General features: G+C 75.7%; 23 protein-coding genes and 1 pseudogene. 14 read left to right on the top strand and 10 right to left on the bottom strand.

The annotated features are described in order from the left end of the window. Both HNR12_RS12630 and HNR12_RS12625 read left to right on the top strand, forming a co-directional pair. Nucleotides 1-198: a DUF397 domain-containing protein gene (locus tag HNR12_RS12630; RefSeq protein WP_179767673.1), complete on the top strand. Its 198-nt coding sequence runs from the start codon at nt 1-3 to the stop codon at nt 196-198. Between the two features lie 192 nt (nt 199-390). Further along, nucleotides 391-573, top strand: a pseudogene (locus HNR12_RS12625) (GntR family transcriptional regulator); the annotation flags it as partial. Between the two features lie 91 nt (nt 574-664). Here HNR12_RS12625 and HNR12_RS12620 read toward each other — a convergent pair. Continuing rightward, the gene (locus tag HNR12_RS12620) at nt 665-1,105 is read right to left on the bottom strand and encodes a TIGR03668 family PPOX class F420-dependent oxidoreductase (protein ID WP_179767672.1); all 441 of its coding nucleotides are present in this window, start codon (nt 1,103-1,105) and stop codon (nt 665-667) included. A 281-nt stretch (nt 1,106-1,386) separates the two neighbouring features. Between HNR12_RS12620 and HNR12_RS12615 the strand changes: the two genes are divergently transcribed. Then, entirely contained in the window at nt 1,387-3,693 is a 2,307-nt protein-coding gene (locus HNR12_RS12615; protein WP_179767671.1) for a PrsW family glutamic-type intramembrane protease, read from the top strand. Between the two features lie 64 nt (nt 3,694-3,757). On the opposite strand, the gene HNR12_RS12610 is transcribed toward HNR12_RS12615, so the two are convergent. From HNR12_RS12610 to HNR12_RS12590, 5 genes are all read right to left on the bottom strand, one after another. Then, nucleotides 3,758-4,027 carry a hypothetical protein gene (locus HNR12_RS12610; RefSeq protein WP_179767670.1) on the bottom strand — a complete coding sequence of 90 codons (270 nt, stop codon included), beginning with the start codon at nt 4,025-4,027 and terminating at the stop codon, nt 3,758-3,760. 156 nt (nt 4,028-4,183) lie between these two features. Next, the gene (locus HNR12_RS12605; RefSeq protein WP_308251182.1) at nt 4,184-5,278 is read right to left on the bottom strand and encodes an ABC transporter ATP-binding protein; all 1,095 of its coding nucleotides are present in this window, start codon (nt 5,276-5,278) and stop codon (nt 4,184-4,186) included. Then, entirely contained in the window at nt 5,275-6,129 is an 855-nt protein-coding gene (locus HNR12_RS12600) for an ABC transporter permease (RefSeq protein ID WP_179767669.1), read from the bottom strand. Before HNR12_RS12600 ends, HNR12_RS12605 begins: the two co-directional genes overlap by 4 nt. Continuing rightward, nucleotides 6,104-6,970 (bottom strand): molybdate ABC transporter substrate-binding protein, encoded by an 867-nt coding sequence (modA, locus tag HNR12_RS12595; RefSeq protein ID WP_179767668.1) that lies wholly within the window; start codon nt 6,968-6,970, stop codon nt 6,104-6,106. The genes HNR12_RS12600 and modA overlap by 26 nt, the downstream gene beginning before the upstream one ends. Continuing rightward, a complete protein-coding gene (locus HNR12_RS12590) occupies nt 6,963-7,373 on the bottom strand; it encodes a TOBE domain-containing protein (protein ID WP_179767667.1) in 411 nt (136 codons plus the stop codon). The genes modA and HNR12_RS12590 overlap by 8 nt, the downstream gene beginning before the upstream one ends. Nucleotides 7,374-7,616: 243 nt before the next feature. Between HNR12_RS12590 and HNR12_RS12585 the strand changes: the two genes are divergently transcribed. The 4 genes from HNR12_RS12585 (at nt 7,617) to HNR12_RS12570 (ending at nt 11,809) form a co-directional block, all read left to right on the top strand. Further along, nucleotides 7,617-9,245: a sensor histidine kinase gene (locus HNR12_RS12585; protein WP_246425067.1), complete on the top strand. Its 1,629-nt coding sequence runs from the start codon at nt 7,617-7,619 to the stop codon at nt 9,243-9,245. 4 nt (nt 9,246-9,249) lie between these two features. Beyond that, nucleotides 9,250-9,915: a response regulator transcription factor gene (locus tag HNR12_RS12580; RefSeq protein ID WP_179767666.1), complete on the top strand. Its 666-nt coding sequence runs from the start codon at nt 9,250-9,252 to the stop codon at nt 9,913-9,915. Between the two features lie 58 nt (nt 9,916-9,973). After that, nucleotides 9,974-10,957, top strand: a complete 984-nt coding sequence (locus HNR12_RS12575; RefSeq protein WP_179767665.1) for a DUF4097 family beta strand repeat-containing protein — start codon at nt 9,974-9,976, stop codon at nt 10,955-10,957. Nucleotides 10,958-11,098: 141 nt separating this feature from the next. Beyond that, the gene (locus HNR12_RS12570; RefSeq protein ID WP_179767664.1) at nt 11,099-11,809 is read left to right on the top strand and encodes a M50 family metallopeptidase; all 711 of its coding nucleotides are present in this window, start codon (nt 11,099-11,101) and stop codon (nt 11,807-11,809) included. Between the two features lie 92 nt (nt 11,810-11,901). Here HNR12_RS12570 and HNR12_RS12565 read toward each other — a convergent pair whose 3' ends face one another. Both HNR12_RS12565 and HNR12_RS12560 read right to left on the bottom strand, forming a co-directional pair. Beyond that, a complete protein-coding gene (locus HNR12_RS12565; protein WP_179767663.1) occupies nt 11,902-12,264 on the bottom strand; it encodes an STAS domain-containing protein in 363 nt (120 codons plus the stop codon). Between the two features lie 518 nt (nt 12,265-12,782). Continuing rightward, nucleotides 12,783-15,068, bottom strand: a complete 2,286-nt coding sequence (locus tag HNR12_RS12560; protein ID WP_179767662.1) for a hypothetical protein — start codon at nt 15,066-15,068, stop codon at nt 12,783-12,785. A gap of 236 nt (nt 15,069-15,304) precedes the next feature. Here HNR12_RS12560 and HNR12_RS12555 point away from each other — a divergent pair, with 236 nt between their 5' ends. Continuing rightward, nucleotides 15,305-16,108: a 1,2-phenylacetyl-CoA epoxidase subunit PaaC gene (locus HNR12_RS12555; protein ID WP_179767661.1), complete on the top strand. Its 804-nt coding sequence runs from the start codon at nt 15,305-15,307 to the stop codon at nt 16,106-16,108. A 108-nt stretch (nt 16,109-16,216) separates the two neighbouring features. Here HNR12_RS12555 and HNR12_RS12550 read toward each other — a convergent pair whose 3' ends face one another. Next, nucleotides 16,217-16,897 (bottom strand): DUF6069 family protein, encoded by a 681-nt coding sequence (locus HNR12_RS12550; RefSeq protein ID WP_179767660.1) that lies wholly within the window; start codon nt 16,895-16,897, stop codon nt 16,217-16,219. A 119-nt stretch (nt 16,898-17,016) separates the two neighbouring features. Further along, nucleotides 17,017-18,330, bottom strand: coding sequence for an aminotransferase class I/II-fold pyridoxal phosphate-dependent enzyme (locus HNR12_RS12545; protein WP_179767659.1), 1,314 nt, complete (start codon nt 18,328-18,330; stop codon nt 17,017-17,019). A gap of 419 nt (nt 18,331-18,749) precedes the next feature. On the opposite strand from HNR12_RS12545, the gene HNR12_RS12540 reads away from it, so the two are divergent. The 6 genes from HNR12_RS12540 (at nt 18,750) to HNR12_RS12515 (ending at nt 25,800) form a co-directional block, all read left to right on the top strand. Continuing rightward, complete coding sequence (locus tag HNR12_RS12540; RefSeq protein ID WP_449338038.1) at nt 18,750-20,438, top strand: glycine/sarcosine N-methyltransferase; 1,689 nt, start codon at nt 18,750-18,752, stop codon at nt 20,436-20,438. A gap of 343 nt (nt 20,439-20,781) precedes the next feature. Further along, nucleotides 20,782-21,687: a universal stress protein gene (locus HNR12_RS12535; protein ID WP_179767657.1), complete on the top strand. Its 906-nt coding sequence runs from the start codon at nt 20,782-20,784 to the stop codon at nt 21,685-21,687. Between the two features lie 140 nt (nt 21,688-21,827). Next, the gene (locus HNR12_RS12530; protein WP_179767656.1) at nt 21,828-22,811 is read left to right on the top strand and encodes an NADPH:quinone oxidoreductase family protein; all 984 of its coding nucleotides are present in this window, start codon (nt 21,828-21,830) and stop codon (nt 22,809-22,811) included. A 93-nt stretch (nt 22,812-22,904) separates the two neighbouring features. Continuing rightward, nucleotides 22,905-23,729, top strand: a complete 825-nt coding sequence (locus HNR12_RS12525) for an SDR family oxidoreductase (RefSeq protein WP_179767655.1) — start codon at nt 22,905-22,907, stop codon at nt 23,727-23,729. A 9-nt stretch (nt 23,730-23,738) separates the two neighbouring features. After that, nucleotides 23,739-24,965, top strand: coding sequence for an acyl-CoA dehydrogenase family protein (locus tag HNR12_RS12520; protein WP_179767654.1), 1,227 nt, complete (start codon nt 23,739-23,741; stop codon nt 24,963-24,965). A 283-nt stretch (nt 24,966-25,248) separates the two neighbouring features. Beyond that, nucleotides 25,249-25,800, top strand: a complete 552-nt coding sequence (locus tag HNR12_RS12515; RefSeq protein WP_179767653.1) for a COG4315 family predicted lipoprotein — start codon at nt 25,249-25,251, stop codon at nt 25,798-25,800. The last annotated feature ends 166 nt before the right edge of the window (nt 25,801-25,966 follow it).

The raw sequence follows: 25,966 nt of genomic DNA, 5'->3' as shown, positions 1-25,966 counted from the left end.
ATGCCCGACGAAGCATCCCACCTGAAATTCCGCAAGAGCAGCTACAGTTCCCCGCGGCACCAGGACTGCGTCGAGGTAGCCGACACTCCTGGCACATCGGCGGTGCGCGACACGCAGAACCGCCACCTCGGTCACATTGAGTTCCCCTCAACCGAGTGGGCCGCCTTCCTCAGGGACATCAAGGCAGACCGCCTTTAGCGCACAACGAAGGCCCCGTACCGGCAGTACGGGGCCTTCGTTGTGCTTTTTACCACAAGCATCCCGAGGGCCGAGTCTAGCGCGCACCGTGGCCAGCGGCTACGGACGCAGCTAACAGACGGTGGCTGTGCCGAAACCGGCGGTAGGCTGCGGTGTCCCGTTGCACGGCACCCTTTCAAAACGCATCGAAGAATGGGAGCGCCCGTGAGCCGTCCGACCTACCAGAGCATCGCCGCCGAGCGGCGGCGGCGCATCATCACGGGCGAGTACGCACCCGGCGACCGCCTCCCGTCCCGGCAGGCGCTGGCCACGGAGTTCGACATCGGGCTCCGGGCAGCGGCCGATGCGGTGGCCGCGCTCGTCGCCGAGGGCTACGTCGTCTCCCGCACCCCCGCCGACAGCGGGAGGTCAATCATGCATCGCCATGCGTTCCCGCTGGGGAGGTTAGAGTCGCGTGCCTCGGCGGCTACGGCCGCGCGGCCGGTGCGGTTCGGACCGACCATCCCGACCAGCGGCGCACGGACACGAGAATCACGGGGCCGTCCGGCGGGTTGTCCTGGTACTGCCGGTACTTGCCGATCAAGTGCCCGCGTGCGGTCGACCACGCCTCTCCCTCGTGTTCGACGCGTGCGTCGCCGTCTGCCCTGGTCCACCACAGCCGGTCCCAGTCGTCGCTGTACTCGTCGGCGAGGAGGGACACGCGCGGGTTGTCCATGATGTTGCGCAGGCGCTTGAGGTTGCGCGATGACTTCGGCTTGTGGTCGAGTCCGGTGGCGATCGTGTCCCCGTAGACGGCGAACGTGACCGGCACGAGGTGCGGCCTGCCCGCGGCGTCGGCGGTCGCGAGTCTGGCGACACTGCTCTCCGCGAATCGTGCCCGCGCCTGCGCCGATGTCCATGTGGCCATGGCACGACGGTCGCACAATTCGCAGGCGCTCGCCCTCGCCTCCTCGCGTGCCGCCGAACTCGGCGGTCCCGGCGGGGCTGGCGCGGGGTCCCGGGTGGTCGAAGGACCGTTCCCGGCGTTCGAGGTGCGGCGGTGCGGAAAGGCTTGGTGGGCCGGGGATTGGGGCGGCGAGGGCGGGGGGCTCCGCGATAGCGTAGGCGCTCGCCTTCGTTTCCTCCCGTGCGCGGAGGCGGACCTCTCGACTTCTCGGGCCGTGCCCGGGACACCGCCGTAGGGGGCTTATGGACGACCAGGCCATGATCACCCGCGACCTCGCGCTGCGGGTGTGCGCCAACGCCACCGAGTTCGACGAAGGCTGGATCGAGGCCGACTCCAAGACCGTCGTCCCCTTCACGGCCCCCCGCGACACCGCGCTGATCGAGCGGGTCGTCGCCGCCGGGCGGGCGCTGGGCGTGGACCGGCTGCTGGTGTGCCGCACCCGCGCCGAGTACGCCTATGAGCCCGTGACCGAGGTCGCGGCCGACTCCCGCAGCGTGGTGCACGTGATCCGCGGGTGGGGCTCCGAACCCACCGACGTGCTCGTGGCCGTCGAGGACCTCTCCGCCGCCGTGCTCGTGACCGCGACCACGCTGACCGTGGCCGCCGGCCCCGAGGACTTCCTGCGCCCCCTGGTGGGCGCCGACATCGAGGCCGCGCGCACCGGGTTCGCCGAGGAGGCCCGCGAGACCCGCGACCCCGAGCTGCTGCGCGCCGCCCAGTTCTACAACTGCCTGGAGGCCGGTGCCCGCCACGCCCGCTCGCCGCGCGGCCCCGGCCCCGACCTCGCCGAGCGCCTCGCCGTGCGGGCGGCCGCCTGGCGCGCGGGCGGCGCCGCCGGCCCCCTGCGCACCCTGCGCGGAGCCTGGACCTGGGCGATGCTCGCCGTGCTGCTGGCCGCCCCCTTCCTGGTGCCCGGCACCGGTGCCGCCGTGCCGGTGGCCGCGGGCATGCTGTGGCTGCTGGCCCAGCTCGCGTGGCTGTCCCGGTCGCGCACCGTGGCCTTCGCGGTCCTGGTGCGGGTGCTGCTGGCGGGCGCGCTGCTGGTGTGGCCGGCGGCGCTGGTGGAGAACGCGGTCTCGGCCGCCCTGGGCGTGCCGGACTGGGTGTCGGCCACCTACGTCGCGGTGGGCGTGGAGGAGGCCGTCAAGCTGGCGCCGCTGCCCCTGCTGGGGCTCGTGGCCCGGCGCCGCCTCCGGCGCATGGCCGCCGTGGACTACCTGCTGGTGGCCGCCGCCTCGGGTGCCGGGTTCCAGCTCGCCGAAAGCGTGCTGCGCGCCCTGCCGCAGGGCCCGTGGGGCGGCGTGGTGCCGCTGCCCGCACCCGCGTTCGCGGCGTTCCTGCCCGGCGGGGTGGCGATGCCGCACGCGGGCGTGGCGTTCGCCGGGCACGGCGTGCTCACCGGGCTCATCGGCGCGGGTATCGGCCTGGCCGTGGTGGGCCGCCGGCGCCACGGCCTGTGGCTGTGGCTGGTGCCGTTCGCGGCGGTGTGGCTGGCGGTCCTGGACCACATGGTGTTCAACGCCGCCGTCGCCGAGGTCGAACTGGGCGCGCCGCTGGAGCTGCACCCGGCGACGGCCGTGTTCCACGGCCTCACCGGCTCGGGCGGGGCGAGCCGGTGGCTGCTGGCGGGGCTGCTGCTGTGGTGCGTGCTGCTGGACTACCGGATGGCGCGCGCCGCCGCCGCCGTGACGCCGCCGCTGCCCGGCGAGCCCCCGCTGGGCCGACTGCGCCGCCGGGCCTACGGCCGGGCGATCCGGCTGGGCGTGCGCGTGCCCGGCGACATCGCCCCGGTGTTCCGCTGGGCCGCGCTGGTGTGGGCCCGGCTGCCGCTGCGCCTGGCGCTGACCGCGTCGGCCATGCTGCAGGAGTTCGCGGTGATGCTGGTGGCCGCGCGGCGCGGGCTGGGCGACCTCGGCGCGGCGTGGCGGTTCCTGCGGGAGCGGCGCGCCTACGCGATGGGCGCCGCGCGGTCGGGGGACCGGCCCTGGCGGAGGTTCCCGCCCCGCGAGGAGCTGCGCGCGGCGTCGCGGCGGCTGGAGGAGGCGCTGCTGGGCGGTGCCGCCGCTGCCGCGGCGGTGGTGGTGGCGACGGCCGTGGTGGCGGCGGGCGCGGGCGCGGGGTGGCCGCCCGCCGGGCCGGAGGGTGCGCTCGGGCCCGGGCGGGCGGCTGCCGGCTACGCGGCGGCGGAGGCCGTACGCCACGCGGACGGCTGGCAGGTGCCCCCCGCTGACGCGGGGCCGGCCCTGCCCCAGCCCGCCCCCGCCTACGCGGCGGAGGCGGTGGACCATGGGCGGGGGTGGTACGCCGCGCTGCCCGCCGCCCAGGTGCCGTGGGTGTGGGCGTGGGGCGTGGCGCTGGTGAGTCTGCTGGCGGTGGGGTGGTCGGTGCCGCACGATTACCCGCGGCTGCGGGTGTTCCTGCGCGAGCCCGGACGGATGGCCGGGCGGGTGCTCGGGGCGTTCGCGCCGGGGCAGCTGCCGTACGCGGTGGCGGGGCTGGCGGGCCTGCTGCTGCCGCGCGGGGTGGACCGGACGCTGCGGCGCCGCTGAGGCGCGCGGTCGGCCGCCCGGCCGCGCGCCCGGCCGCGCCTACGCGCGTCCGCCCGCACGCGGGTCAGTCGCCGTGGGAGCCGCGCCAGCCTCTGTTGATGTCGGCCGAGTCGCGGTCGCCGCTGTGGCCGTCCTTGCCGTAGCCGTGGTAGCCGTCGTAGTCCTTCCCCCACGCGCCGCGCTCCTGCGGCATGGTCTCGTGGTGGTCCCGATGCTCGTGGCCGTAGTAGCCGTCCCGGCCGTCGGCCTGGGCGGAGGCGGCACCCGACATGGCGATGGCGGCACCCGCGGCGGCGCAGACGGCGGCGGTGGTGACGGTGCGTTTCAGAGACACGAAGATCCTCTCGGTAATCAGTTGACTACTGAAGGTGACAACAGTAATCAGTGGTGCCGCACACCACCAGCACCGTCCACAATGGGGCGAATCGGCGTGTCCCGACCCGTGCCCCGCCGCTGAACCGCAGGTCACCGCGGGTGTACGGGGCGGCGGTCAGGCCGGGTAGCAGCGCACCTCGGCCGCCTTCACCGCCGCCCACACCGGGGTCCCGCCTTCGAGCCGCAGCTCGGCCAGCGCCGCCGGGGTGATGTCGGCGCGCAGCGGCAGCGGGCCGCCGAGGTGCACCCGCACCTGGTCGCCGAACCGCTCGACGCCCTCGGTCCGCAGCCGCCACAGGTTGCGCGGCGAGCCCTGGGGCCGCTCGCGGTACAGGGCGACCGCGCGCGGCGGGAACGCCACGAACACCTCGCCCGCGCGCGGCTCGGGCAGTGTTACCTCCGTTACCTCCGTTACCCCCGTTGTCTCCGCTGCCTCCGTGCCGGCCCCCGCCACGGCCACCCGCGTGCCGTGCGCCGTGCCCCGGTACAGGTTGAGGCCCACCAGCCGCGCCACGTAGCCGGTGCGCGGGTGCTGGGCGACGTCGCCGGGCGCGCCCTCCTGGACCACGCGGCCCGACTCCACCACCGTGATCCGGTCGGCCAGCACCATCGCGTCCAGCGGGTCGTGGGTGACCAGCACGGTCGCGCAGTCGAGGTCGGCCAGGTGCCGGCGCAGTTCGGCGCGCACGCCCGCGCGGGTGTGCGCGTCCAGGGCCGCCAGCGGCTCGTCCAGCAGCAGCATCCGGGGCCGCACCGCCAGGGCGCGGGCGAGCGCCACCCGCTGCGCCTGCCCGCCCGACAGCGCCCGCGGCCGGGCGTGGGCGAACTCGGCCAGCCCCACGCGCTCCAGCAGCCGCGCCGCCGCCGCGCGCGCCTCGGCCCGGCCCGCGCTCGCGCAGCGCGGCCCGAACGCGACGTTGTCCAGCACGCTGAGGTGCGCGAAGAGCAGGTAGTCCTGGAACACCATGCCCACCGGCCGCCGCTCGGGCGGCGCGGTGGTGACGTCGTGCCCGTCGAGCAGGATCCGCCCGGCCGTCAGCGACTCCAGCCCCGCCAGGGCGCGCAGCGCCGTGGACTTCCCGGCGCCGTTGGGGCCCAGCAGCGCCACCACCTCGCCGGGCCGCGCGCGCAGCGCGGCGTCCAGCCGGAAGCCCCCGCGGTCCACCACCAGGCGCGCGTCCAGCCCGGCGCCCCCGGTGCCGGCGCTCACAGCGCGCCCGCCCAGCGCTCGCGCAGCGCCACCAGCACCACCAGGGACACCGCCAGCAGCACCAGGCTGAGCACGATGGCCGACTCCGGGCTCTCCTGCATCGCCAGGTACACGGCCAGCGGCATGGTCTGGGTGCGGCCGGGGAAGTTGCCCGCGAAGGTGATGGTGGCGCCGAACTCCCCGAGCGCCCGCGCCCACGCCAGCACGGCGCCGGCCGCCACCCCCGGCGCGGCCGTGGGCAGGGTGACCCGCCAGAAGACCACCGCCCGCGAGGCGCCCAGCGTGGCGGCGGCCTCCTCGTAGCGGCGGTCGGCGCCGCGCAGCGCGCCCTCCACGCTGATCACCAGGAACGGCATGGCCACGAAGACCTGCGCCAGCACCACGGCCGCCGGGGTGAAGGGCAGGGTCAGCCCGAACCAGGCGTCGAGGTAGGTGCCCACCAGGCCGCGACGGCCCAGCGCCAGCAGCAGCGCCACACCGCCCACCACCGGCGGGATCACCATCGGCACGGCCACCAGAGCGCGCACCAGGCGCCGGCCGGGGAAGTCGGTGCGGGCCAGCAGCCAGGCCAGCGGCACGCCCAGGCACACCGACACCGCCGTGGCGGTCGTGGCGGTGGTCAGCGACAGCCACAGCGCGCCGCGCACCTCGGGCATCAGCAGCCGGGTGCCGATGGAGGCCCACGGCGCGCGGGCGAGCAGTCCGGCGAAGGGCAGCACCAGCACGGCCAGGCCGATCAGCGCGGGCACCACCAGCAGCCAGGGGAACCGCCCGGCGCGCACCCGCAGCGCCGTGCGGCCCGCCCCGGCGGCCGGGGGCGCCGCCTCAGCGGGTGGTGAACCCGGCGTCACGGAACACCCGCTGGGCGTCGGCCGAGCGCACCCAGGCCACCCAGTCCTCGGCCAGGGCGGGGCGGGGCGCGGCGGCCAGCACGGCGATCGGGTAGTCGTTGGCGGCCTGGTCGGCCTCGGCGAAAGCCACGCCCTCGACATCGTCGCCGGCTAGGACGTCGGTGCGGTAGACCAGCGCGGCGTCGACCTCGCCCAGTTCGACCTTGGTGAGCGCGGCCTTCACGTCCTCCTCCAGCGAGACGGGCGCGACCTCCACGCCGGCGGCGTCGAGCACCTCGGCCGCCGCGGCGCCGCAGGGGACCTCCTCGGCGCACAGCGCGACGCTGACACGGGGGTCGGCGAGGTCGGCCAGCCCCTCGACACCGGCCGGGTTGCCGCGCGGCACCGCGATCTCCAGGGTGTTGCGGACGAAGACCACGGGTTCACCGGCGGTGTTGCCGGCCTCGGCGACGGTGTCCATGGTGCGGGTGTCGGCCGAGGCGAACACGTCGGCGGGTGCGCCCTCGTTGATCTGCCCGGCGAGCTGGGAGCTGCCGGCGAAGTTGAACTCCACCTCCGTGCCGGGGTGGTCGCGCTCGAAGCGCTCGCCCAGCTCCTCGAAGGCGCCGGTGAGCGAGGCCGCGGCGAACACCGTCAGCGTGCGCTCGGCACCGCCGGCGCCTTCCCCGCCCTCGGTGCCGCCGCCGACCGGAGCGCAGCCGGCCAGCGCGGCCAGCGCGGCGAGCGCGGCCGTCGGCAGCGCCGCGGCGGCGCGCCGGCGCCCCCCGCCGGCGGCGGGCCGCCCGGCGGCCGTGGCGCCCGGGACGCCCGGGACGCCTCCGCGCGACCGGTCCCTAGCCATGGCGCGGCCCCCTCGGGGTCTCGTTCTCCACGATCACGGTGGTCGACTTGACGACCGCGACGGCCGGCGAGCCGACCTCCAGCCCGAGCTCGTCGGCGGCCTCGCGGCTCATCAGCGACACCACCCGGTGGGGCCCGGCCTGGATCTCGACCTGCGCCATGACGTCGCCCCGCGCCACGGCGGTGACCAGGCCGCGGAAGCGGTTGCGCGCCGAGGAGACCTCGCGCGCGGGGTCGTCGCCGGGGTCGGCGCGCACGAACGCCGCCAGCGCGGCGCCGTCGACCGTGCGGTGCCCGTGGGAGTCGCGCTCGGCGGGCAGCCGCCCGGAGTCGATCCAGCGGCGCACGGTGTCGCCGCTGACGCCCACGAGCTGGGCGACCTCGCTGATCCGGAACGTCGGCATGTCCTGAATGTACCCCTCGCACCCGCCAAGGGGAACAGTCCGATACCCGGGTATCTGCCAGGCGTACGGCGCTCGCCCCTCGCATTCGCGTGCTCGGTAGCGGTAGCACTACCTCCGTGCGGCGTGGTGCCGCCATGGCGCCAAAGGCCCGCCCCTCCTACGGTTGAGAGTGGACACCTGGACAGGGACGAGGGCACGGCGCCGGCGCGGTCGCGCGGCGCCGGCGGAGGGGCGGGCACAACGATGGCGCGCAGCCGGGCGGCCTCCGCCGCGCACAGCGGCCCCGGACCGCGCTCCGGCCCCGCCGCCGACTCCCCGCCGGCCGACCCCGCCGCCCCCGAGCGCACCCCCGACCCCGCCCCCGGCACGGGATCGGCCGCCGCGCCGCCGCCCGCCGGCGCCGGCCTCGCGCCCGCCGGCCTCAGCGGCCGACTGCTCGGACTGCTGCACCTGCTGACCTCCTTCGCCCTGTCGGCCCTCTACCTGGTGCCCGCCTTCCTGGTCGCCGTGCCCGCCGTGGGCACCCTGTTCGCCGTCATCGGCGCGATCACCGACACCCCCCGGCCCGTCGGCTCCCTGGTGGGCCTGCCGGCCCTCCCCGGACTCCCCGAGCGCCCCGACCCGCCCGGCCTTCCCGAGCCGCCCGGGCGCTCCGGACCCGCCGGGTGGGACGCCGGCGACCCCGCCGGACCGGTCGCCTCGGTCGTGGAGGCGCTGGTGGGCTCCTCGGCCAACGGACCCTCGCCGGTGCTCCTGGCCGCGCTCGCGGTCGTGCTGTCGGCCGCCGCCACCCTGCTCGCCCGCCTGGCCTGCCACATCCAGCGGCGCCGCCTGGAGGACGTCTTCGGCATCGTGGAGTCCGGCCCGCCGCGCCCGGCCGCCGCGCTGCCCTGGCCGCTGCGCGCGCTGAACCACCTCTACGGCCGCGACGCCTGGACCGCCCTCATGTGCTGCACGCTGACCGGCGTGCAGGGCGTGGTCTTCGGCGGTATCGCCCTGGGCCTGGTGGTCTACGGCATCGGGATGACGCTCGGCTCGCTGATGGGCCTGGGCTACGCCATGGCGAGCGAGACCCTCGACGTGGCGGGCTCGCCGCTGGTGTGGATCGCGCTGGGCCCGCTGGGGGTGTCCCTGGGGGTGTGGCTGGTGCCGCTGCTGGTCCGGCTGGAGGTCGAGGTCAGCCGGCGGCTGCTGCTGGACGCGCCCGAGAACCTCATCCGGCGCCGCCTGGCCGAGGTGCAGGACAGCCGCTCGCGGATGGTCGACGCCGCCGAGGCCGAGCGCCGCCGCATCGAGCGCGACCTGCACGACGGCGCCCAGCAGCGGCTGCTCGCCGTCACCATGACCCTCTCCCGCGCCCGCGCCCGGTTCGACCGCGGCGCCGAACCCGAGCAGATCCGCGCGCTCATCGACGAGGCCCGGGCCGAGGCCAAGGAGGTCATGGCCGAACTCCGCGACGTCGCCCGCGGCCTGCACCCGCGCGTCCTCACCGACCACGGCCTGGAGGCCGCGCTGCCGGTGGCCGCCGGCCGCTGCCCGGTGCCCGTCCAGGTCCGGGTGGACCTGCCCGAGCGGCCCAGCGCCCGCGCCGAGGGGGTTGCCTACTACGTGGCCAGCGAGGCGCTCACCAACGTCGCCAAGCACGCCGGTGCGCGCGGGGTCGTCGTCCGCGCCGAGCGCGTCCGGCGGCGCGGCGGCGCGGTCCTGCGGCTGTCCGTCGCCGACGACGGCGCGGGCGGCGCCGACCCCGACTCCGGCAGCGGCCTGTACGGCCTGTGGGACCGGGTGAACGCGGTCGACGGCACACTGGCCGTGCACAGCCCGCCCGGTGAGGGGACCGTCCTCACCGCCGAGATCCCCTGGAAGGCGTAGAGACGTGCGGATCATCATCGCCGAGGACTCCGTGCTGCTGCGCAGCGGCATGGTCAAGCTGCTGGAGGACGCCGGCGTCGAGGTGGCCGCCGCCGTCGGCGACGCCGAGGCCCTGCTCGCCGCGGTCGAGGCCGACCCCGGCGTCGACCTGTGCCTGATCGACATCCGCATGCCGCCCACCTACGCCGAGGAGGGCATCCAGGCCGCCATCGAGATCCGCCGGCGCCGGCCCGGCGCGGCCGTCCTGCTGCTGTCCCAGCACGTGGTCAGCAGGTACGCCGCCGACCTGCTCGGCGGCCACAGCGGCGGCGTCGGCTACCTGCTCAAGGACCGCGTGGCCGACATCGACGAGTTCCTGGTCACCCTGCGCCGGGTCGCCGACGGCGGCGCGGCCATCGACCCCGAGGTGGTGTCCCAACTGCTCAGCCGCCGCAACGACAGCGCGCTGGACCGGCTCAGCCCGCGCGAGGGCGAGGTGCTCGCCGCCATGGCCGAGGGCCTGAACAACGCGGGCATCGCGGCGCGCCTGGTGATCACCGAGCGCGCCGTGGAGAAGCACATCCGCTCGATCTTCACCAAGCTCGACCTCGGCCAGGACGACCACGACCACCGCCGCGTGCGGGCGGTCCTGTCCTACCTGCGCAGCGACACCTTCAGCCCGACCCCATGACCCCGCCCGCCCACACGACGCGCACGGGGCCGCCGTCTCGCCCCGGAAAGGACAGCAGATGACGTTCACGGGAAGGGGGCTCTACGCCCACTCCAGCAAGGAGCCGCGGCGGCGCCGCTCCGGCTGGCTGCTCATCGGCGCCGCGGTGGCGCTCGTGGTGCTGGTGGTCGGCGGCGTGGCCGCGTTCGGCAGCGTGCCGCTGAACGGCTCCGGCGGCCGGCACTCCTTCGACGGCGCCGCGGCGGTGGAGATCCGCAACCAGACCCAGGGCTCGGTCACCGTGCGCGGCGACGGCACCGGCGACCAGGTCGAGGTCCGCGCCGAGGCCAGCGGCACCCCCTTCGCCGAACCCAAGGAGGCCGCCGACCTGGAGGGCGACACCGTGCGCGCCGCGGCCGACTGCGTCGGCATGTGGGCCTTCACCGGCTGCCGGGTGGACTACGAGGTCACGCTGCCGCGCGACGGGGGCGTGGCGGTGCGCATCGAGACCGACACCGGCGAGGTCGAGCTGGAGTCGGTCGAGGGCGACATCCATGTCACCACCGACACCGGCTCCGTCAGCGGCGAGAACCTGCGCGGCGAGGTCGCCGCGCACACCGGGACCGGCGAGATCGACCTCTCCCGCGTCCAGGGGCCCCTGGAGGTGTCCTCCACCACCGGATCCATCAGCGCGACCGGCAGCGGGGAGTCCGTCGTGGCCGACACCACCACCGGCAGCGTGGAGCTGGAGCGCTTCGACGCCGAGACCGTCGAGGTCTCCACCACCACCGGCGAGGTCGACGTGGCGTCGGTTTTCGACTCCCTGCGCGTGGAGACCACCACCGGCGAGGTCGACATCCAGGCGCAGGGCCCCTTCTCCGAGATCGTCGCGAGCAGCACCACCGGCGAGGTCGACGTGCAGGTGCCCCGCGGCACCTACCGGGTGGAGGGCGACTCCACCACCGGCGAGCGGGACGTGGAGGTGGAGACCTCCGACAGCGCCGACGCGCTGATCCGGGTGGACACCACCACCGGAGAGGTCGGCGTCGACTCCGACGACTAGGGGCGCCGGGGCCGACCGCGCGCGGCCGGCCCCCTCGGGCCGGCGCCTGTCCCGTCCGCGCGGACGGGACAGGCGCCCTCGCCCATGCCCTACAGTGCCCTACAGTTCGCCTGAGCCCCGGTGACCGAGGAGAAGACGCCCATGGAAGCGACGACGTTCGGAGACGTCTGGCGCGACGTCTTCACGGCCCAGCCGGCCCCGCCGATGTGGCTCGTGGTGACCGCGGGGGTGGTGGCCCTGGCGGCGGTGCTGTTCCGCCCGGTGTGGCGCGTGGGCCGCAACGTCGTCACCATCGCCCACGAGGGCGGGCACGCGGTGATGGCCCTGCTCAGCGGGCGCCAGCTCACCGGCATCCGGCTGCACTCGGACACCTCGGGCGTGACCGTCTCGCGCGGCCGCCCGACCGGTCCGGGCATGGTGCTCACGGTCGCGGCGGGCTACATCACGCCCTCGATCGTGGGGCTGCTGTGCATCCTGCTGCTGCTGGGCAACCGCGTCACCGCGCTGCTGTGGATGAGCATCCTGGTGCTGGCCGCGATGCTGCTGCTCATCCGCAACGTCTACGGGGTGGTGTCGGTGGTGGGCACCGGCGCCGTGGTGTTCCTGGTGTCCTGGTTCACCCCGCCCGAGGTGCAGGCCGCCTTCGCCTACTTCTTCACCTGGTTCCTGCTCCTGGCCGGGATCCGGCCGGTGTTCGAGCTCCAGGCGCAGCGCTCCCGGCAGCCCTCGCCGCACTCCGACGCCGACCAGCTGCACCGGCTCACCGGTGTGCCGGGGATCGTGTGGGTGCTGTTCTTCGGCGTGGTCAACGTGGCGGTCACCGCCGCCGGGATCTGGCTGCTGATGTTCTAGCCGGCCAGCCCGGCCCGGAGACGACGGAGGCGCCGCACGCGGCAGCGTGGGCGCCTGTTCTTCGTGTGGCCGGCCCGGTTGGGCGGGCGGCGCTAGCTCGCGCTGGGGCTCTCCTGCGGAGCGGCCAGGGCGGAGTCGACGGAGTCGAACATGGGGATGCGGGTGTCGATCGCGGTGACGTGCAGGATGCGCGCCACGCGCTCGGTGGCACCGGCGATGGCCACGGTGGAGTCGACGGCCTTGGCGGCCTTGTGCGCCTGGATGAGCACCCGCAGGCCGCTGGAGTCGATGAACGCCAGCCGGGTGAAGTCGAGGACGAGGCGGCCCGTACGGGCCTCAAGGGCGTCGCGTACGGCGCGGTGGAACTGCTCCTCGGTGGCCATGTCGACTTCGCCGCTGAGCGCGAGGACGATGCCCTCGTCGCGCGTGCGTCGGGTGATCTTCAGCGCGGGCATATTCGCTCCGAGGTGTTGCGCCGATACCGTGGCCCTGGGGGTCGGTGCGGCGCCGCCAGGGCCTCCAGAGTGAAGGCGAATGCCGAACGCGCTGGTCAGCGCGTTGACGGGCGCGCCGCTTAGGCGAGGTTGGTCTTTCAAAGTCGATACCCCCACGCCGGCAGTTGGCGCTGCCGGGCCTATGTGGTTCTCATGTGATCTGCTGATCTTCGCTGCCTGCCGTGCCGGCATGCCGCGGGCGCGTGGTCGGCATGGGCGGATCGGCGGCAGATGGCTGTGGCCCGTAGGGCCTGCTGGGCGACTCGCGAACCGCGAGCGCCTCCCCCCTCTTGCTAAGACACTTAGAACTCAAGCGTCCGACCGGACCATACCACACGGCCGTGTTCTATTCGTGACGTGAGTGACGCGGATGCGTGTTCCGGGTCCATGCGGATATACGCTTACCTGCGACTTTGCATACAGGGGGGTTCGCGCCCGCAAAGAGCGATATGCCCCACACCCGTCTCGGGAACCCCGTGCTACGCGCGCGCGGCGTCCGCCCCGGCGCCCGCCCGGTCCGGCGCGGAAGCGCCGCCCCGCGGCCCCTCGCGGCGCAGCACCCACGTGCACGCCGACAGCGTCAGCGGCACCGCCACGGTCAGTGCGAGCGCCGGGATCGCGATCCCGGAGTCGTTGACCACGAACCCCGCCACGGCCGTCAGCAGCGACCCGGTCAGGCCCGCGCGCAGCATCGGCGCGTGCTCGTAGGCGCGCTGCAGGGTGCCCATCCGCCAGTTGGTCGGGCTGTTGAGCACCGCGAACAGGAACACCAGCGCGCCCGCCGCCAGCAGGGTGAGCTGCCAGTTGCCCAGCGAGCCCAGCATCGCGTCCAGCTTGCGGGTCAGCACCGGGCCGGCCTCCCCCTGGAGCACCTGCCCGGCGAACTGGCCGAAGTGGCTGCGCTCGGTGGGCGGGCGGCGGTAGTCGAGGTAGGCCATGAGCCCCAAAAGCGCGGCCGCGGCCGCGCCCACCCCCAGCAGCCAGCCGGTGGTGACCCGGCGGCCCGCGATCATCAGCACCGTCACGGTCAGGCCCGGGGCCAGCGCCATCACCCCGCCGAAGTCGGTGCCCAGGCCCGGCCAGCCAATGACGAACACCGTGGCGGCGCCGATCACCAGTGCGGCGGCCACCGCCCACCGCCGCCGCCCGCGCGCGATGAGGGCGTGGGCGATCCCGGCGACCGTCATGAGCATGCCGGTGGCGAAGGTGGCGAAGGCGATGTTGCCCAGGCCGTAGAACCGCCCGCCGACGATCGGGGTGTAGCCCGTCGGCGAGTTGAGCTGGAGGTTGGCCCCCGTGCACATGTCCACGAACAGCACGGCGGTGGTCACCCCCGCGACCGCGGTCATGGGCGCCAGGATCTCCCGCCGCCACGGGCCGGCCGTGGCCGCCGCCACCACCGCCGCGTCCACCAGCAGCACGCACGCGGGCAGCGCGAGTTCGGGCGCGGGCGCCCGCCACCAGGGGATGAGGTTGGCAAGGTAGCTGGAGACCGGGAAGGCGGCCCCGCCCAGCGCCACCACGCGGGTGAGGGTCAGCGCGGCGTCGCGCGTGTGCCGGTCGCGCCGGCCCAGCCGCTTGAGGGTCACGGCCGCGGCGGCGTAGATCAGCAGCTGCACCGCCACCAGCAGGCTGAAGAAGCCCGCCATCAGCGACTCCACCACCTGGGCGGCGGTGTTGAACCCCACCAGGTCGGCGACCGCCTCGGCGAGCTCGGGCGGGCGCTCGCGCTGGGACCAGGCCCGCCCCACGGCGCCCGGCGGGGCGGGCAGCTCCAGGGAGCGCGTGAGGGTGGTGGTGACGTCGGTGAGGGTGACCAGGCCGGTGCGCCGGGTGGACTCGGAGGTGAGGAAGCCGCCGTGGTGGCCGGCGCCGTCGGGGCCGGGGCCGTGCAGCAGCGCCGCGTTCAGCTCCGACTCCCCGGTGTCCACGGAGATCCCGGCCACCGCGACCGTGGCGGTGGGCGGCAGCAGGTCCAGCACCCGCCCGACCTGGGCGTCGACGCGGGCCAGGGCCGCCAGCCGGTGGGAGCCGCCGACCGGCACCGGGGTCTGCCCGGCGGCGCCGCCGTCCTCTGCGCCGCCGTCGGCGCCGTGGCCGCCACCGGGCGGGGCGAGGTAGAGGTCGGCCAGGTCGTCGAGGTCGACGGCGGTGAGCCACGCGCCGGCCAGGTCGGCGCGGTCCAGGGCGTGGACGTCGGGCACGTAGCGCGGCACCCGGCCGCGCGCGTCGGCGGCGGCCAGGGCCGCCCCCGGTCCCACCGCGAGCGTCTCGCCCCCGGCCGCGCGCACGGCGTCGCCCAGCAGCCCCACGCGGGCCGAGTAGGGGGAGTCGGCGTTGGCCGCCGCGAGCTCGGCGAAGCCCGGTACGCGGGCGCCCGCGCCCTCGCGCCGGGGCGGCTCGGGCAGTTCGCACACAAAGTGGCGGCGCCGCTCGCTGAGCGCCCGCTCACCGGCGGAGACGGTCAGCCAGCCGTCGACCGGACAGGTGCGCGAGGTGGCGGAGCGGATCGACATGTCCCCGATGGCGCTGCGGTCGGCCAGGCGCCACAGCCGCGGGGTCACGCCGGGGTCGATCTCGGCCCAGCGCAGGCCGGGGACCCCGATCAGCACCACGGGGCCGTGCGGGGGGCGCTGGGCGCCCGGCGCCCCCGCGGCGCCGGCCGCGTGCGCCGGCGCAGGCGCGGCGGGCACGGCCGGTACGGCGAGCACGGCGAGCACGGCGCAGGCCACCGCGGCGCGCACGAGGACCCCCCGCAGTGCCACGGCCCCTCCCCCTTCAGCCGGCGGCGGTCACGCTGAGCAGCACACCGGTCACCCTAGTCGTCGGCGCGGCGCGAGCGTGGGAGGCCGCCGGACCACGGCGCGTGGGCCTCCGGCCAGGTGTCGCGACCGGCGGAACGGGGGTATGGCCCCCCGTGCGCGCGCCGTCGGGCCCGGCGGGCGGGTGCGGACACCGGCGCGGCCGAGCGGCGGCGCGCACCAGGTCTGGGGAGGTCGGAATGAACGAGACAGGCGCCGCGGCGGCGGCGGTGGACACCGCCGCCACCGCCTACGTGCTGCGGCTGGGCGACGACGCGCTGATCGCGGGCCACCGGCTGGCCGACCCCGCGCTGCGCGGGCTGTGGCGGCCCGAGCCCGGCGCGCCGGCCGACGACACCGAGGCGGCGGCGATCGCCGGCGAGCTGGCGGAGCTGGCCCGGTCGCTGCTGGGCTGCGCCGGGCGCATGGAGGAGCAGCTCACGGGAGTGCTGCGCACCGAGGACGACCTGGTGGCGGGGCGCAGCGCCGACCAGTTCCGCAACCTGCGCCTGGTCGAGCTGCCCAACACCGGGCTGGCCCACGCCGTGGTGCGCCAACTGCTGTTCTCCGCCTACGCGGTGGAGCTGTACGCGGCGCTGGCGCGGTCGGCCGAGCCCGGCCTGGCCCAGATCGCCCGCACGGCCGCGGACCGGCTGCCGCGCCACCGCGACCACGCCGTGCGGTGGACGGCCCGGCTGGGCTCGGCCGACGACGGCCGGCACCGGCTGAGCGCGGCGCTGGAGGAGGCGTGGCCGGCCACCGGCGACCTGTTCGCCGCCGACGAGGTCGCGCGCACGGCGGCCGAGGCGGGCGTGGGCGTGGACCCGGGGACCCTGCGCCCGGCCTGGGAGCGGACGGTGGCCGCGGCGCTGGGCGAGGCGCGACTGGCGCCGCCCGGTCCGGTGCCGCCGGCCGGGCCGACGGCGGTGCGCGGGCGCGGCGGGGTGCACGGCGCCGCGTTCGCGGAAATCCTGGCCGACCTGCGGGGCGCGGCGGCCGACTGAGCGCGGGCGGCGGCCCGGGCACACCCCGGCCGCCCGGCGCGGTGCGCCGGGCGGCCGGGTGGAGGCGAAAGCGTCCGGGCCGAAGCGCCCTGGCCGGAGCCCCGGGCGTCAGCCCTGGTCGGTGTCGGCCGCGGTGGTGCGCGGCTCGGGCGGGTGCGGGTCGAGACCCCGGTGGCGGCCGTCGTAGCGGCGGTCGGGGTGCTCGGCCAGCGCGTCGCGGTAGCCGGCGGCGTAGCCCACCCCGGTACCGGTGGCGGGGTCGATCTCGGGGTCGAGGACGTCGGCGGTGTCGGCGTCGGCGCGCAGGGCGCCGCCGGGCGCGCCCCGCCGCCCCCGGCCCCTCCGGCGGGGCGGGCGGCGCCGCACCGCCGCGGCGCCCACCCCGCTCAGCAGCGAGGCGATGGCGGTGCCGGCCACCCCGTTGATCAGGGCGGTGGCGAGCTGCCCGGCGAACGGGGCGTCCTGGGTGAACGGGGTGACGGCGGCGACCACCGCGGCCAGCCCCACGATCCAGCCGAAGAAGGTGGTGGGCCGGGGCGCGCTGAGCAGGAGCAGGTGCAGCAGGCCGGTGGCCGCCAGCGCGGCGCACCCCGCCAGCAGCGCGTAGAGCGCCGTGCCCAGGTCGCCGAAGTAGCCGGCGTCCTCGGGCGCCAGCACGGGCACGCCCAGCACGCCGCGCACCACCAGCGCGCCCACCAGGATGATCAGTGCGGCCACCACGGCGGTGGCCAGGCCGCCCGACCACAGGCGGGCGACGTTGACCCGCCGCTCGCTGCCGAACTCGCTCATGCCGATCCCCCCGATACGGCGCCGAACACGGTCGAGGGCCCCATACCCGGGGGTCACCGGCGATAACCCCATGTGTCGTATTGATGACGGTGTGTTGTCAATGGCGGGATGGCCGCGGCTCACACCGGCGGGCCGCCGGTGCGCACGGCGGCGGCGATGTCGGCCGCCAGCGGCGCCATGTCGGCGGCGTCCAGCGCCGAGATCGTCACCCGGATCCCGGGCGGCGTGGCGATCCGGTGCCGCGACCCGGGCGAGGTCGCCCAGCCCCGCGCGTGCAGGGCGGTGACCGCCGCGGCCTCGTCGCCCACCGGCACCCACACGTTGAGGCCGCTGCGGCCCGTGGCCGCCACCCCGTGCTCGGCCAGGCGGGCGATCAGCGCGGTGCGGCGGGAATCGTAGCGCGCGGCGGTCTCCTCCGGGCGCACCGCGCCCGAGCGCCACAGCTCCACGAACGCTTCCTGCAGCACCACGCTCACCCAGCCCGGGCCGGACTGCTGCTGGGCGCGGACCCGGCCGGTGGTCACGGCGTCGCCGGCGACCACGGCCAGCCGCAGGTCGGGCCCGTAGGCCTTGGCGACCGAGCGCACCACCGCCCAGTGCCCGGTGGCGCCGAAGACCCCGGTGAAGGGCGCGCTGACGAACCCGAACCCGTGGTCGTCCTCGATGGTGAGCACGCCGGGGTGGCCGGTGAGCACCGCGCGCAGCTCGGCGGCCCGTGCCGGGGAGAGGGCCGCTCCGGTGGGGTTGTGCGCCCGGCTGGTGAGCAGCACGGCCCGCGCGCCGCCGCGCAGCGCGGCCGCCAGGTCCTCGGCCAGCGGGCCGTCGTCGTCCACGCGGACCGGCGCGGCGCGCAGCCCCAGCACGGTGAGCAGGTGGAAGGTGCTCGGCCAGCCCGGGTCCTCGACCACGACCGCGTCGCCGGGGCGCAGCGAGGAGCGCAGCACGCGGTCGAAGGCGTCCAGCGCGCCGGAGGTGGCGGTGAGGTGGTCGGCGGGCACGCCGTCGGCGGCGAACACGGCGCGGGCGACCCCGGCCAGCTCCTCGCTCACCGGCGGCTCACCGTAGAGGACGTGCCGCCCGGCGCGGCGCCGGGCGACGGCGGCCAGGGCGGCGGAGAGGTCGGGCAGCAGCCGGGGGTCGGGGTTGCCGCTGGCGGCGTCGCGGGTGCCGGGCGGGATGGCGGCGGGCTCGGTCTCGCGCGGGGCGCCCAGGGGCCGCGGCCGCACCCGGGTGCCGCGCCGGCCGCCGGTCTCGACCAGGCCGCGCTCGCGCAGCTGCCGGTAGGCGGCGGCGACGGTGTTGGGGTTGACGCCGAGGTCGCCCGCGAGGTCGCGGATGGGCGGGAGCGCCGCCCCGGCCGCGAGGTCGCCACTGGTGATCGCGCGCTCGACGCTGTCGGCGATCTCGTGGGAGCCGCGTCCGGTGATGGCCATGCCCGCATTATCCAGCAGGGGCGCCGCCCGGGACCTGGCGCGCGGCCCCGGCGGGGGAGGGGCGGCGCCGGAGGCGGAAGGGGACCGCCGCGCGCGCCGATTGGGGCGGCGGAATACGGCCGGCCGGGCGGCGGAAACACCCCGGGAGAATTCCCGTGGATTGGGCGTTGTTTCCGCTTTGTTTCCCGTTATTGCGGGGTGCGTATTACGCGATGCGTTGCGCACTGCGATTCCCCGGGTGCGCGGAATTGGCCTCGGGGGCGCTTCGGCGTTGTTGATCACGCCTTCCCGGATGGTCACCCGGGGTGACTTTTCAGCCTCTGGCCTGCTGATATGTCGACGAATTCCACATCGGCACTTGAACTGTGGTGGGGGTCATGGCGTTCAATGTATATGCGCGAAGTTTGACCCTCGGCGTCGTGTGTGTCCAACTAGAGGGTTTTTCGAGTGTGAGGAGTCGGACAATTAAGGGACAGGATCAGCAGCGTTTCGGTGATGACCCGCTGGCCGTTCGCGACACCGACCACTACAAAGCCGAGTACGTGACCGGATTCGTTGAGAAGTGGGACGAGCTGATCGACTGGAAGAAGCGTTCCGCCAGCGAGGGCCGCTTCTTCATCGACCAGCTCAAGGCGCGCGGGGTGCGCAAGGTCCTCGACGTCGCCACCGGGACCGGGTTCCACTCGGTCCGCCTGCTGGAGGAGGGCTTCGAGACCGTCAGCGCCGACGGCAGCGCCGAGATGCTGGCCAAGGCGTTCAGCAACGGCCAGACCTACGGCGGGCACATCCTGCGCATCGTGCAGGCCGACTGGCGGTTCCTCAACCGCGACGTCCACGGCACCTACGACGCCATCATCTGCCTGGGCAACTCCTTCACGCACCTGTTCTCCGAGCGCGACCGGCGCAAGGCGCTGGCCGAGTTCTACGCGATGCTCAAGCACGACGGCGTGCTCATCCTCGACCAGCGCAACTACGACGCCCTGCTGGACGGCAAGTACGGCAACAAGCACACCTACTACTACTGCGGCGAGGAGGTCTCGGCCGAGCCCGAGCACGTCGACGAGGGCCTGGCGCGGTTCGTCTACCGGTTCCCCGACCACTCGGAGTACCACCTGAACATGTTCCCGCTGCGCAAGAACTACGTGCGGCGGCTCATGCGCGAGGTCGGCTTCCAGCGGGTCGACACCTACGGCGACTTCCAGGAGACCTACCAGGCCGACGAGCCGGACTTCTTCATCCACATCGCCGAGAAGGAGTACCGGGGCGACGACCGGCCCGCCGACGGCTACTCCGCGGCGGTGCAGACGGCGCGCGACTACTACAACTCCAGTGACGCCGACACCTTCTACCACAGCGTGTGGGGCGGCACCGACATCCACATCGGGCTGTACGGCCCGGCCGGCGACGACGACATCGCCGAGGCCAGCCGCCGCACCGTGGAGCGGATGGCGGACAAGCTGGAGATCACGCCGCAGACGCGGGTCCTCGACATCGGCTCGGGCTACGGCGGCTCGGCCCGGTTCCTGGCCCGCACCTACGGCTGCCGCGTGACCTGCCTCAACCTCAGCGAGGTCGAGAACGAGCGCAACCGCGAGGCGACCCGCGCGGCCGGGCTCGACCACCTCGTGGAGGTGGTCGACGGCTCGTTCGAGGACATCCCGCTGCAGGACAACGCCTTCGACGTGGTGTGGTCGCAGGACGCCCTGCTGCACAGCGGCGACCGCACCCGCGTCATGGAGGAGGTCGCCCGCGTGCTGCGGCGCGGCGGCGACTTCGTGTTCACCGACCCCATGGCCGCCGAGACCGCGTCGTTCGAGGAGCTGCGGCCCATCCTGCGGCGGCTGCACCTGGACACCATGGGCACCCCGGAGTTCTACGACCGCGAGGCCGGCCGCCTGGGCATGACCCGCCTGGAGTTCGACGACCTCCACGAGCACCTGCCCGTCCACTACGGCCGCGTGCTGGCCGAGACCGAGCGCCGCGAGCCCGAACTGGCCGGGCGGATCAGCACCGAGTACCTGGAGCACATGAAGACCGGCCTGCGCAACTGGGTCAACGGCGGCCACTCGGGCGCCCTGACCTGGGGCATCCTGCACTACCGGGCCTGACCGCCGCCCAGCGGGCGCCCGGGGTGCGGGCGCCCGCACCCGCTGCGCCCAAGGGCGCCGCCGGCGGTCCCGCGCCCGTGCGCGGGGCCGCCGGCTGTCTGTTCGGCCATAGTGCCGCCCGCTCCGGCATACGCGGTGCCACCTGGGGTAAGGCCGGGGTGAGAACCGGCTCGCGGCCCCCGGCGGATCGGGGGCGCGGGCCGCGGCGGCGGACGCGCGGGACCGCGGACGCGCGGGACCGCGCACGCGCGGGCCCGGCGCCGCCGCGCAAGTGCCGAACCCGGCACCCCGGGCCGGGGCCGGCGGCGCTGTCCGCGGCCGCCGGTAGGAGAGGAGCAGCGGAATGAACGGCACGCCCGAGACACGCTGGATCGTGGTCGGAGTCGACGGCTCGGACTCCAGCCGCTACGCGCTGGAGTGGTCGGCCAACCAGGCGATCCTGCGCGGCAGGGGGCTGAGCATCGTCACCGCGGTGGGGCCCTCCGAGGCCGCGGGCCCCTTCCGCGAGGTCGTGCCGAGCGGCGACGAGCAGGTCACCGACCGCGAGCGCGACGCCCAGGCGCTCCTGGACTACGCGCGCGACTGGATCGTGCGCCTGTTCCCCGAACTCCCCGTGCGCACCCGCATGCCGCGGGCGCGCGCCGCCGACGCGCTGCTGGAGGAGGCCGCCCTGCCCGAGTGCACGGCCGTGGTGGTGGGCTCGCGCGGGCTGAGCGGGCTGGCGTCGGCCTTCGTGGGCTCGGTGGGGATCGAACTGGCCGCCAACTCCCCGGTGCCGGTGGTGGTGCTGCCCAAGAAGCACGAGGCCGCCTACGGGGTCACCGGCCGCATCATCGCGGGCGTGGACGGATCGGAGTCCAGCCGCCGGGCCGTGGAGTTCGCGTTCTCCCAGGCGGCGTGGACCAAGAGCGACCTCATCGCGATCTGCGCCTGGCAGCCCATGGCCGCGTTCGTGTCGGCGATGGGCCCGGTGCCGCCCGAGGCGTTCGACGACGACGCGGTCGAGGCCACGGCGCGGCGCACCGCCGAGGCGGAACTGGCCGAGATGCGCGAGGCCTACCCCGACGTCCCCGTCGACCTGCGCACGGTGCGCGCCCACCCGGTGGTGGCGCTGCTGGAGGAGAGCACCCCGGCCGACCTGATCGTGGTGGGCTCGCGCGGCCGGGGCGGATTCCGCGGCCTCATGCTGGGCTCGGTGAGCCAGTCGGTGCTGCACGGCGCGCACGGCCCGGTCGCCGTGGTGCGCTGAGGCCGCGCGGCGCCGCACGCGGTCGCGGCCGCGCAAGCCCGCAGGGCCGCCCGCCCGGCGCGGGCGGCACTTGACGCGCGGCGCCGGGCCGCGATTCACTCTTGACCGACCAGTTGGTATCCAAGGTCGGGAGGCGGCCCGTGAAAGCGCTGCGCGTGCACGAGAACGGCGAGCCCGCAGACGTGCTGCGGCTTGAGGAGGTCGCCACGCCGCGGCCGGGACCGGGGCAGGTGCTGGTGCGCGTGCGCGCCGCCGCGGTGAACTTCCCCGACGCGCTGCTGTGCCGGGGGATGTACCAGACCCGGCCGCCGCTGCCCTTCACCCCCGGGGTGGAGCTGTGCGGCGAGGTCGCCGAGGCCGGCGAGGGGGTCACCGGGATCGAGCCGGGCGCGCGCGTGCTCGGCGGCGCCGACCTGCCCGCCGGCGCCTTCGCCGACTACGCGCTCATGAGCGCCGACGGCGTGTTCCCCGCGCCCGACTCGCTCGGCGACGACGAGGCCGCCTCGCTCTACATCGGCTACCAGACCGGCTGGTTCGCGCTGCACCGCCGGGCGGGCCTGCGCCCCGGCGAGACCGTGCTCGTGCACGCCGCCGCGGGCGGCGTGGGCAGCGCCGCCGTGCAACTGGCCAAGGCCGCCGGCGCGCGGGTGGTGGGCGTGGTCGGCGGGCCGGAGAAAGCCAAGACCGCCGCCGCGCTGGGCGCCGACGTGGTCGTGGACCGGCACGCCGAGGACTTCGTGGCCGTGGTCAAGGAGCTGACCGGGGGGCGCGGCGCCGACGTGGTGTTCGACCCCGTGGGCGGGGAGTCCTACGCGCGCTCCACCAAGTGCGTCGCCTTCGAGGGCCGCATCGTCGTGATCGGGTTCGCCAGCGGCACCATCCCCACCCCCGGACTCAACCACGCGCTCATCAAGAACTACTCCATCCTCGGCCTGCACTGGGGGCTGTACCGGCAGCGGGCGCCCGAGACGGTGGCCGAGGCGCACGCCCGCCTCACCGAACTCGCCGACCGCGGGCTGGTCAAGCCGCTGGTCAGCGAGCGGCTGGGCGCCGAGGGGCTGGCCGCGGGCGTCCAGCGGCTCGCCGACGGCGACACCGTCGGCCGGCTGGTCTTCACCCCCTGACCCGCCGCACCCCCTGAGCCCCGCCGCCCGCCTCCCCGAGAGTCCGCCCCCGTTCCGGGCCCGCCGCCCCGCCCCCACGCCAAGGAGTGCCCCATGCCCGAACCGTTCTCCATCCCCGGGACGACCGCCGTCGTCACCGGCGCCGCCGGCGGGATCGGGCGGGCGCTCGCCGAGCGCCTGCTGCGCGAGGGCGCCGCCCGCGTGGTGGTCAGCGACCTCGACCCCGACCGCGTGGCCGAGACCGCGGCCGGGCTGGGCGCGCGCGCCCACCCCCTGGCCCTCGACGTCTCCGACGAGGCGGCCGTGGGCGCGGCCGTGGAGCACATCGAGCGCACGCTGGGGCCGATCGACCTGTGGTGCTCCAACGCCGGGATCGCGGCCGGGCGCGGCCTGGGCGACGACGCCGACTGGGACGTCTCCTGGCGGGTGCACGTCCTGGCGCACGTCTACGCGGTGCGGGCGCTGTTCCCCCGCATGGCCGCGCGCGGGCGCGGCCACCTCCTCGTCACGGCGTCGGCGGCCGGGCTGCTCACCCAGCTCGACAGCGCCCCCTACTCGGTGACCAAGCACGGCGCGGTCGCGCTGGCCGAGTGGCTGGCGATCCGGCACGCCGACGAGGGGATCGGGGTCTCCTGCCTGTGCCCCCAGGGCGTCAACACCGCCATGACGGCGGGCGACGACGGCACCTCCGCCACCCGGCTGGGCGGCGACTACATCGAGCCGGAGGACGTCGCGGAGTCGGTGGTGGCCGCCCTGCACGACGGGCGGTTCCTGATCCTGCCGCACCCCGAGGCGGCCCACTACGAGCGCAACCGAGCCAACGACCGGGACCGCTGGATCGGCGGCATGCGCAGGGCCTGGGCCGGGATCCGCCGCGCCGCGCCGCAGGCCGGCCCCGGCGCGGCCGAACGGAGCTGAGGAGCGGCCATGGACTTCACCTACGACGACGTCACCCGCGACCACCTCGACCGGCTGCGGGCCTTCCTGGACGAGCGGATCCTGCCGGCCGAGCCGGTCTACGCCGCGCAGGCCGCCGAGCGCGCCGACCCCTGGTCGACCCCGCCGGTGGTCAAGGAGCTGCAGGCCGAGGCGCGCGAGCGCGGCCTGTGGAACCTGTTCCTGCCCCACCCCGCCTACGGCGCGGGCCTGACCAACCTCCAGTACGCCCCGCTGGCCGAGCTGACCGGGCGCTCGCCCGGCCTGGCGCCCATCGCGCTCAACTGCGCCGCGCCCGACACCGGCAACATGGAGATCCTCGCCATGTTCGGCACCGAGGAGCAGCGGCGGCGGTGGCTGGAGCCGCTGCTCAACGCCGAGATCCGGTCGGCGTTCTGCATGACCGAGCCCGACGTCGCCTCATCCGACGCCGCCAACATCCGGCTGAGCATCCGCGCCGACGGCGGCGACTACGTGCTCAACGGCCGCAAGTGGTGGACCTCCGGCGCGCTCAGCCCCGACTGCCGGCTGCTCATCGTCATGGGCGTGACCGACCCCGGCGCCGAGCCCTACCGGCGGCAGAGCATGGTGCTGGTGCCCCGCGACACCCCCGGGGTGGAGGTCCGGCGCGGGCTGCCGGTGTTCGGCTACGCCGACGGCACCAAGGGCGGCCACGCCGAGGTGGTGTTCACCGACGTCCGGGTGCCCAAGGCCGACATCCTGCTCGGCGAGGGCGAGGGCTTCCGCATCGCCCAGGAGCGGCTGGGGCCGGGCCGCGTCCACCACTGCATGCGCACCATCGGCGTGGCCGAACTGGCGCTGGAGCTGATGTGCCGGCGTGCGGCCGACCGGGTGGCGTTCGGCCGGCCGCTGGCCGACCAGGGCGTGGTGCGCGAGCGCGTCGCCGAGGCGCGGGTGGGCATCGAGCAGGCCCGGCTGCTGGTGCTGAAGACGGCGTGGCTGATGGACACCGTCGGCAACAAGGGCGCCCGCACCGAGATCTCGGCGATCAAGGCGGTGGTGCCGCGCATGGCCGAGCGGGTGCTGGACGACGCCATCCAGGTCCACGGCGGCGCCGGGGTCTCCGACGACGTTCCGCTGGCGCGGCTGTGGGCGGCCAACCGGACCCTGCGGCTGGCCGACGGCCCCGACGAGGTGCACCTGCGCTCGATCGCCCGGCGGGAGCTGCGGCCCTACCTGGGCGAGCGCGCCGGGTAGGGGCGGTCCGGGCGGTCCGCAACCTCGCGCCCGGCCGTCCGAAACGCGGGGAATCCGCGAACCGGCCGCCGCGGTCACGCGGAACCGGTACGTTCGGTGACGATCGGGACACGCCTCGGCGCGGATACGGCGAGCGGGAACCCCGGTGGGTTTCAATTGACGGCGTTCCCGCCGCCGCGCACCGCCCGGGCCCCGGTCCGCCGCCGCGCGCCGGCCGCGCCCGCTCGGCGCGGCCCCTTCCGACGCGGCGGCGAACCCGCACGGCGAGGAAGGAAGACCACCCGTGGACGCTCCCAGGACGATGCGGCTGTACCTGGCCGGCGGCGCCGCCGCGCTGCTGACGACCGTGGGCTGTACCCCCGACGAGGGCAGTCCGGGCGGCTACGGCGACCGGCCCGGCGAGACCGAGCCGGGCGAGGGGGTGTCGGCCACGCTCAGCGTCGCCGAGGACACCCAGGCCGGGCCGGTCGTCACCGACTCCGACGGCTACACGCTCTACGTCTCCGCCGCCGACAGCGCCGACCCCACCGTCTCGGCGTGCACGGGGGAGTGCGCCGAGCAGTGGCCGCCGGCGACCGTCCAGGGCGAGGTCACCACCGAGGGCATCGACGCCTCCCTCGTGGACGGCTACGAGCGCCCCGAGGGCGGCACCCAGCTCACCCTGGCGGGCTGGCCGCTCTACCGGTTCTCCGGCGACGTCGACCCCGGCGACGTCAACGGCCAGGGCGCCGACGGCGTGTGGTTCGCGGTGGGCCCCCAGGGCACCCGCTCGGAGGTGCTGCCGCACCCCAGCCCGGAGGGCACCGGCGGCTACGTGGAGTTCCCCGGCCAATAGGAGCACACCCTTTGGGGCCGTTCCGGCGGGCCGGGTCGACCACTAGTGTGACGCGAATCATGCGGGGCGTGCGCGCCGCGTCACGGCGGCGGCGCGACGCCCCTGGTCGGCCTGCGTGAACACCCGCCGTCGGCCCGGTGAACCGCGCTTGAACCGGTCGGCGCGG

The sequence above is a fragment of the Streptomonospora nanhaiensis genome, assembly GCF_013410565.1.
GTDB lineage: Bacteria > Actinomycetota > Actinomycetes > Streptosporangiales > Streptosporangiaceae > Streptomonospora > Streptomonospora nanhaiensis.
The sequence above is the reverse complement of the archived record's forward strand: the minus strand, read 5'-3'. Positions and strand labels throughout refer to the sequence as shown.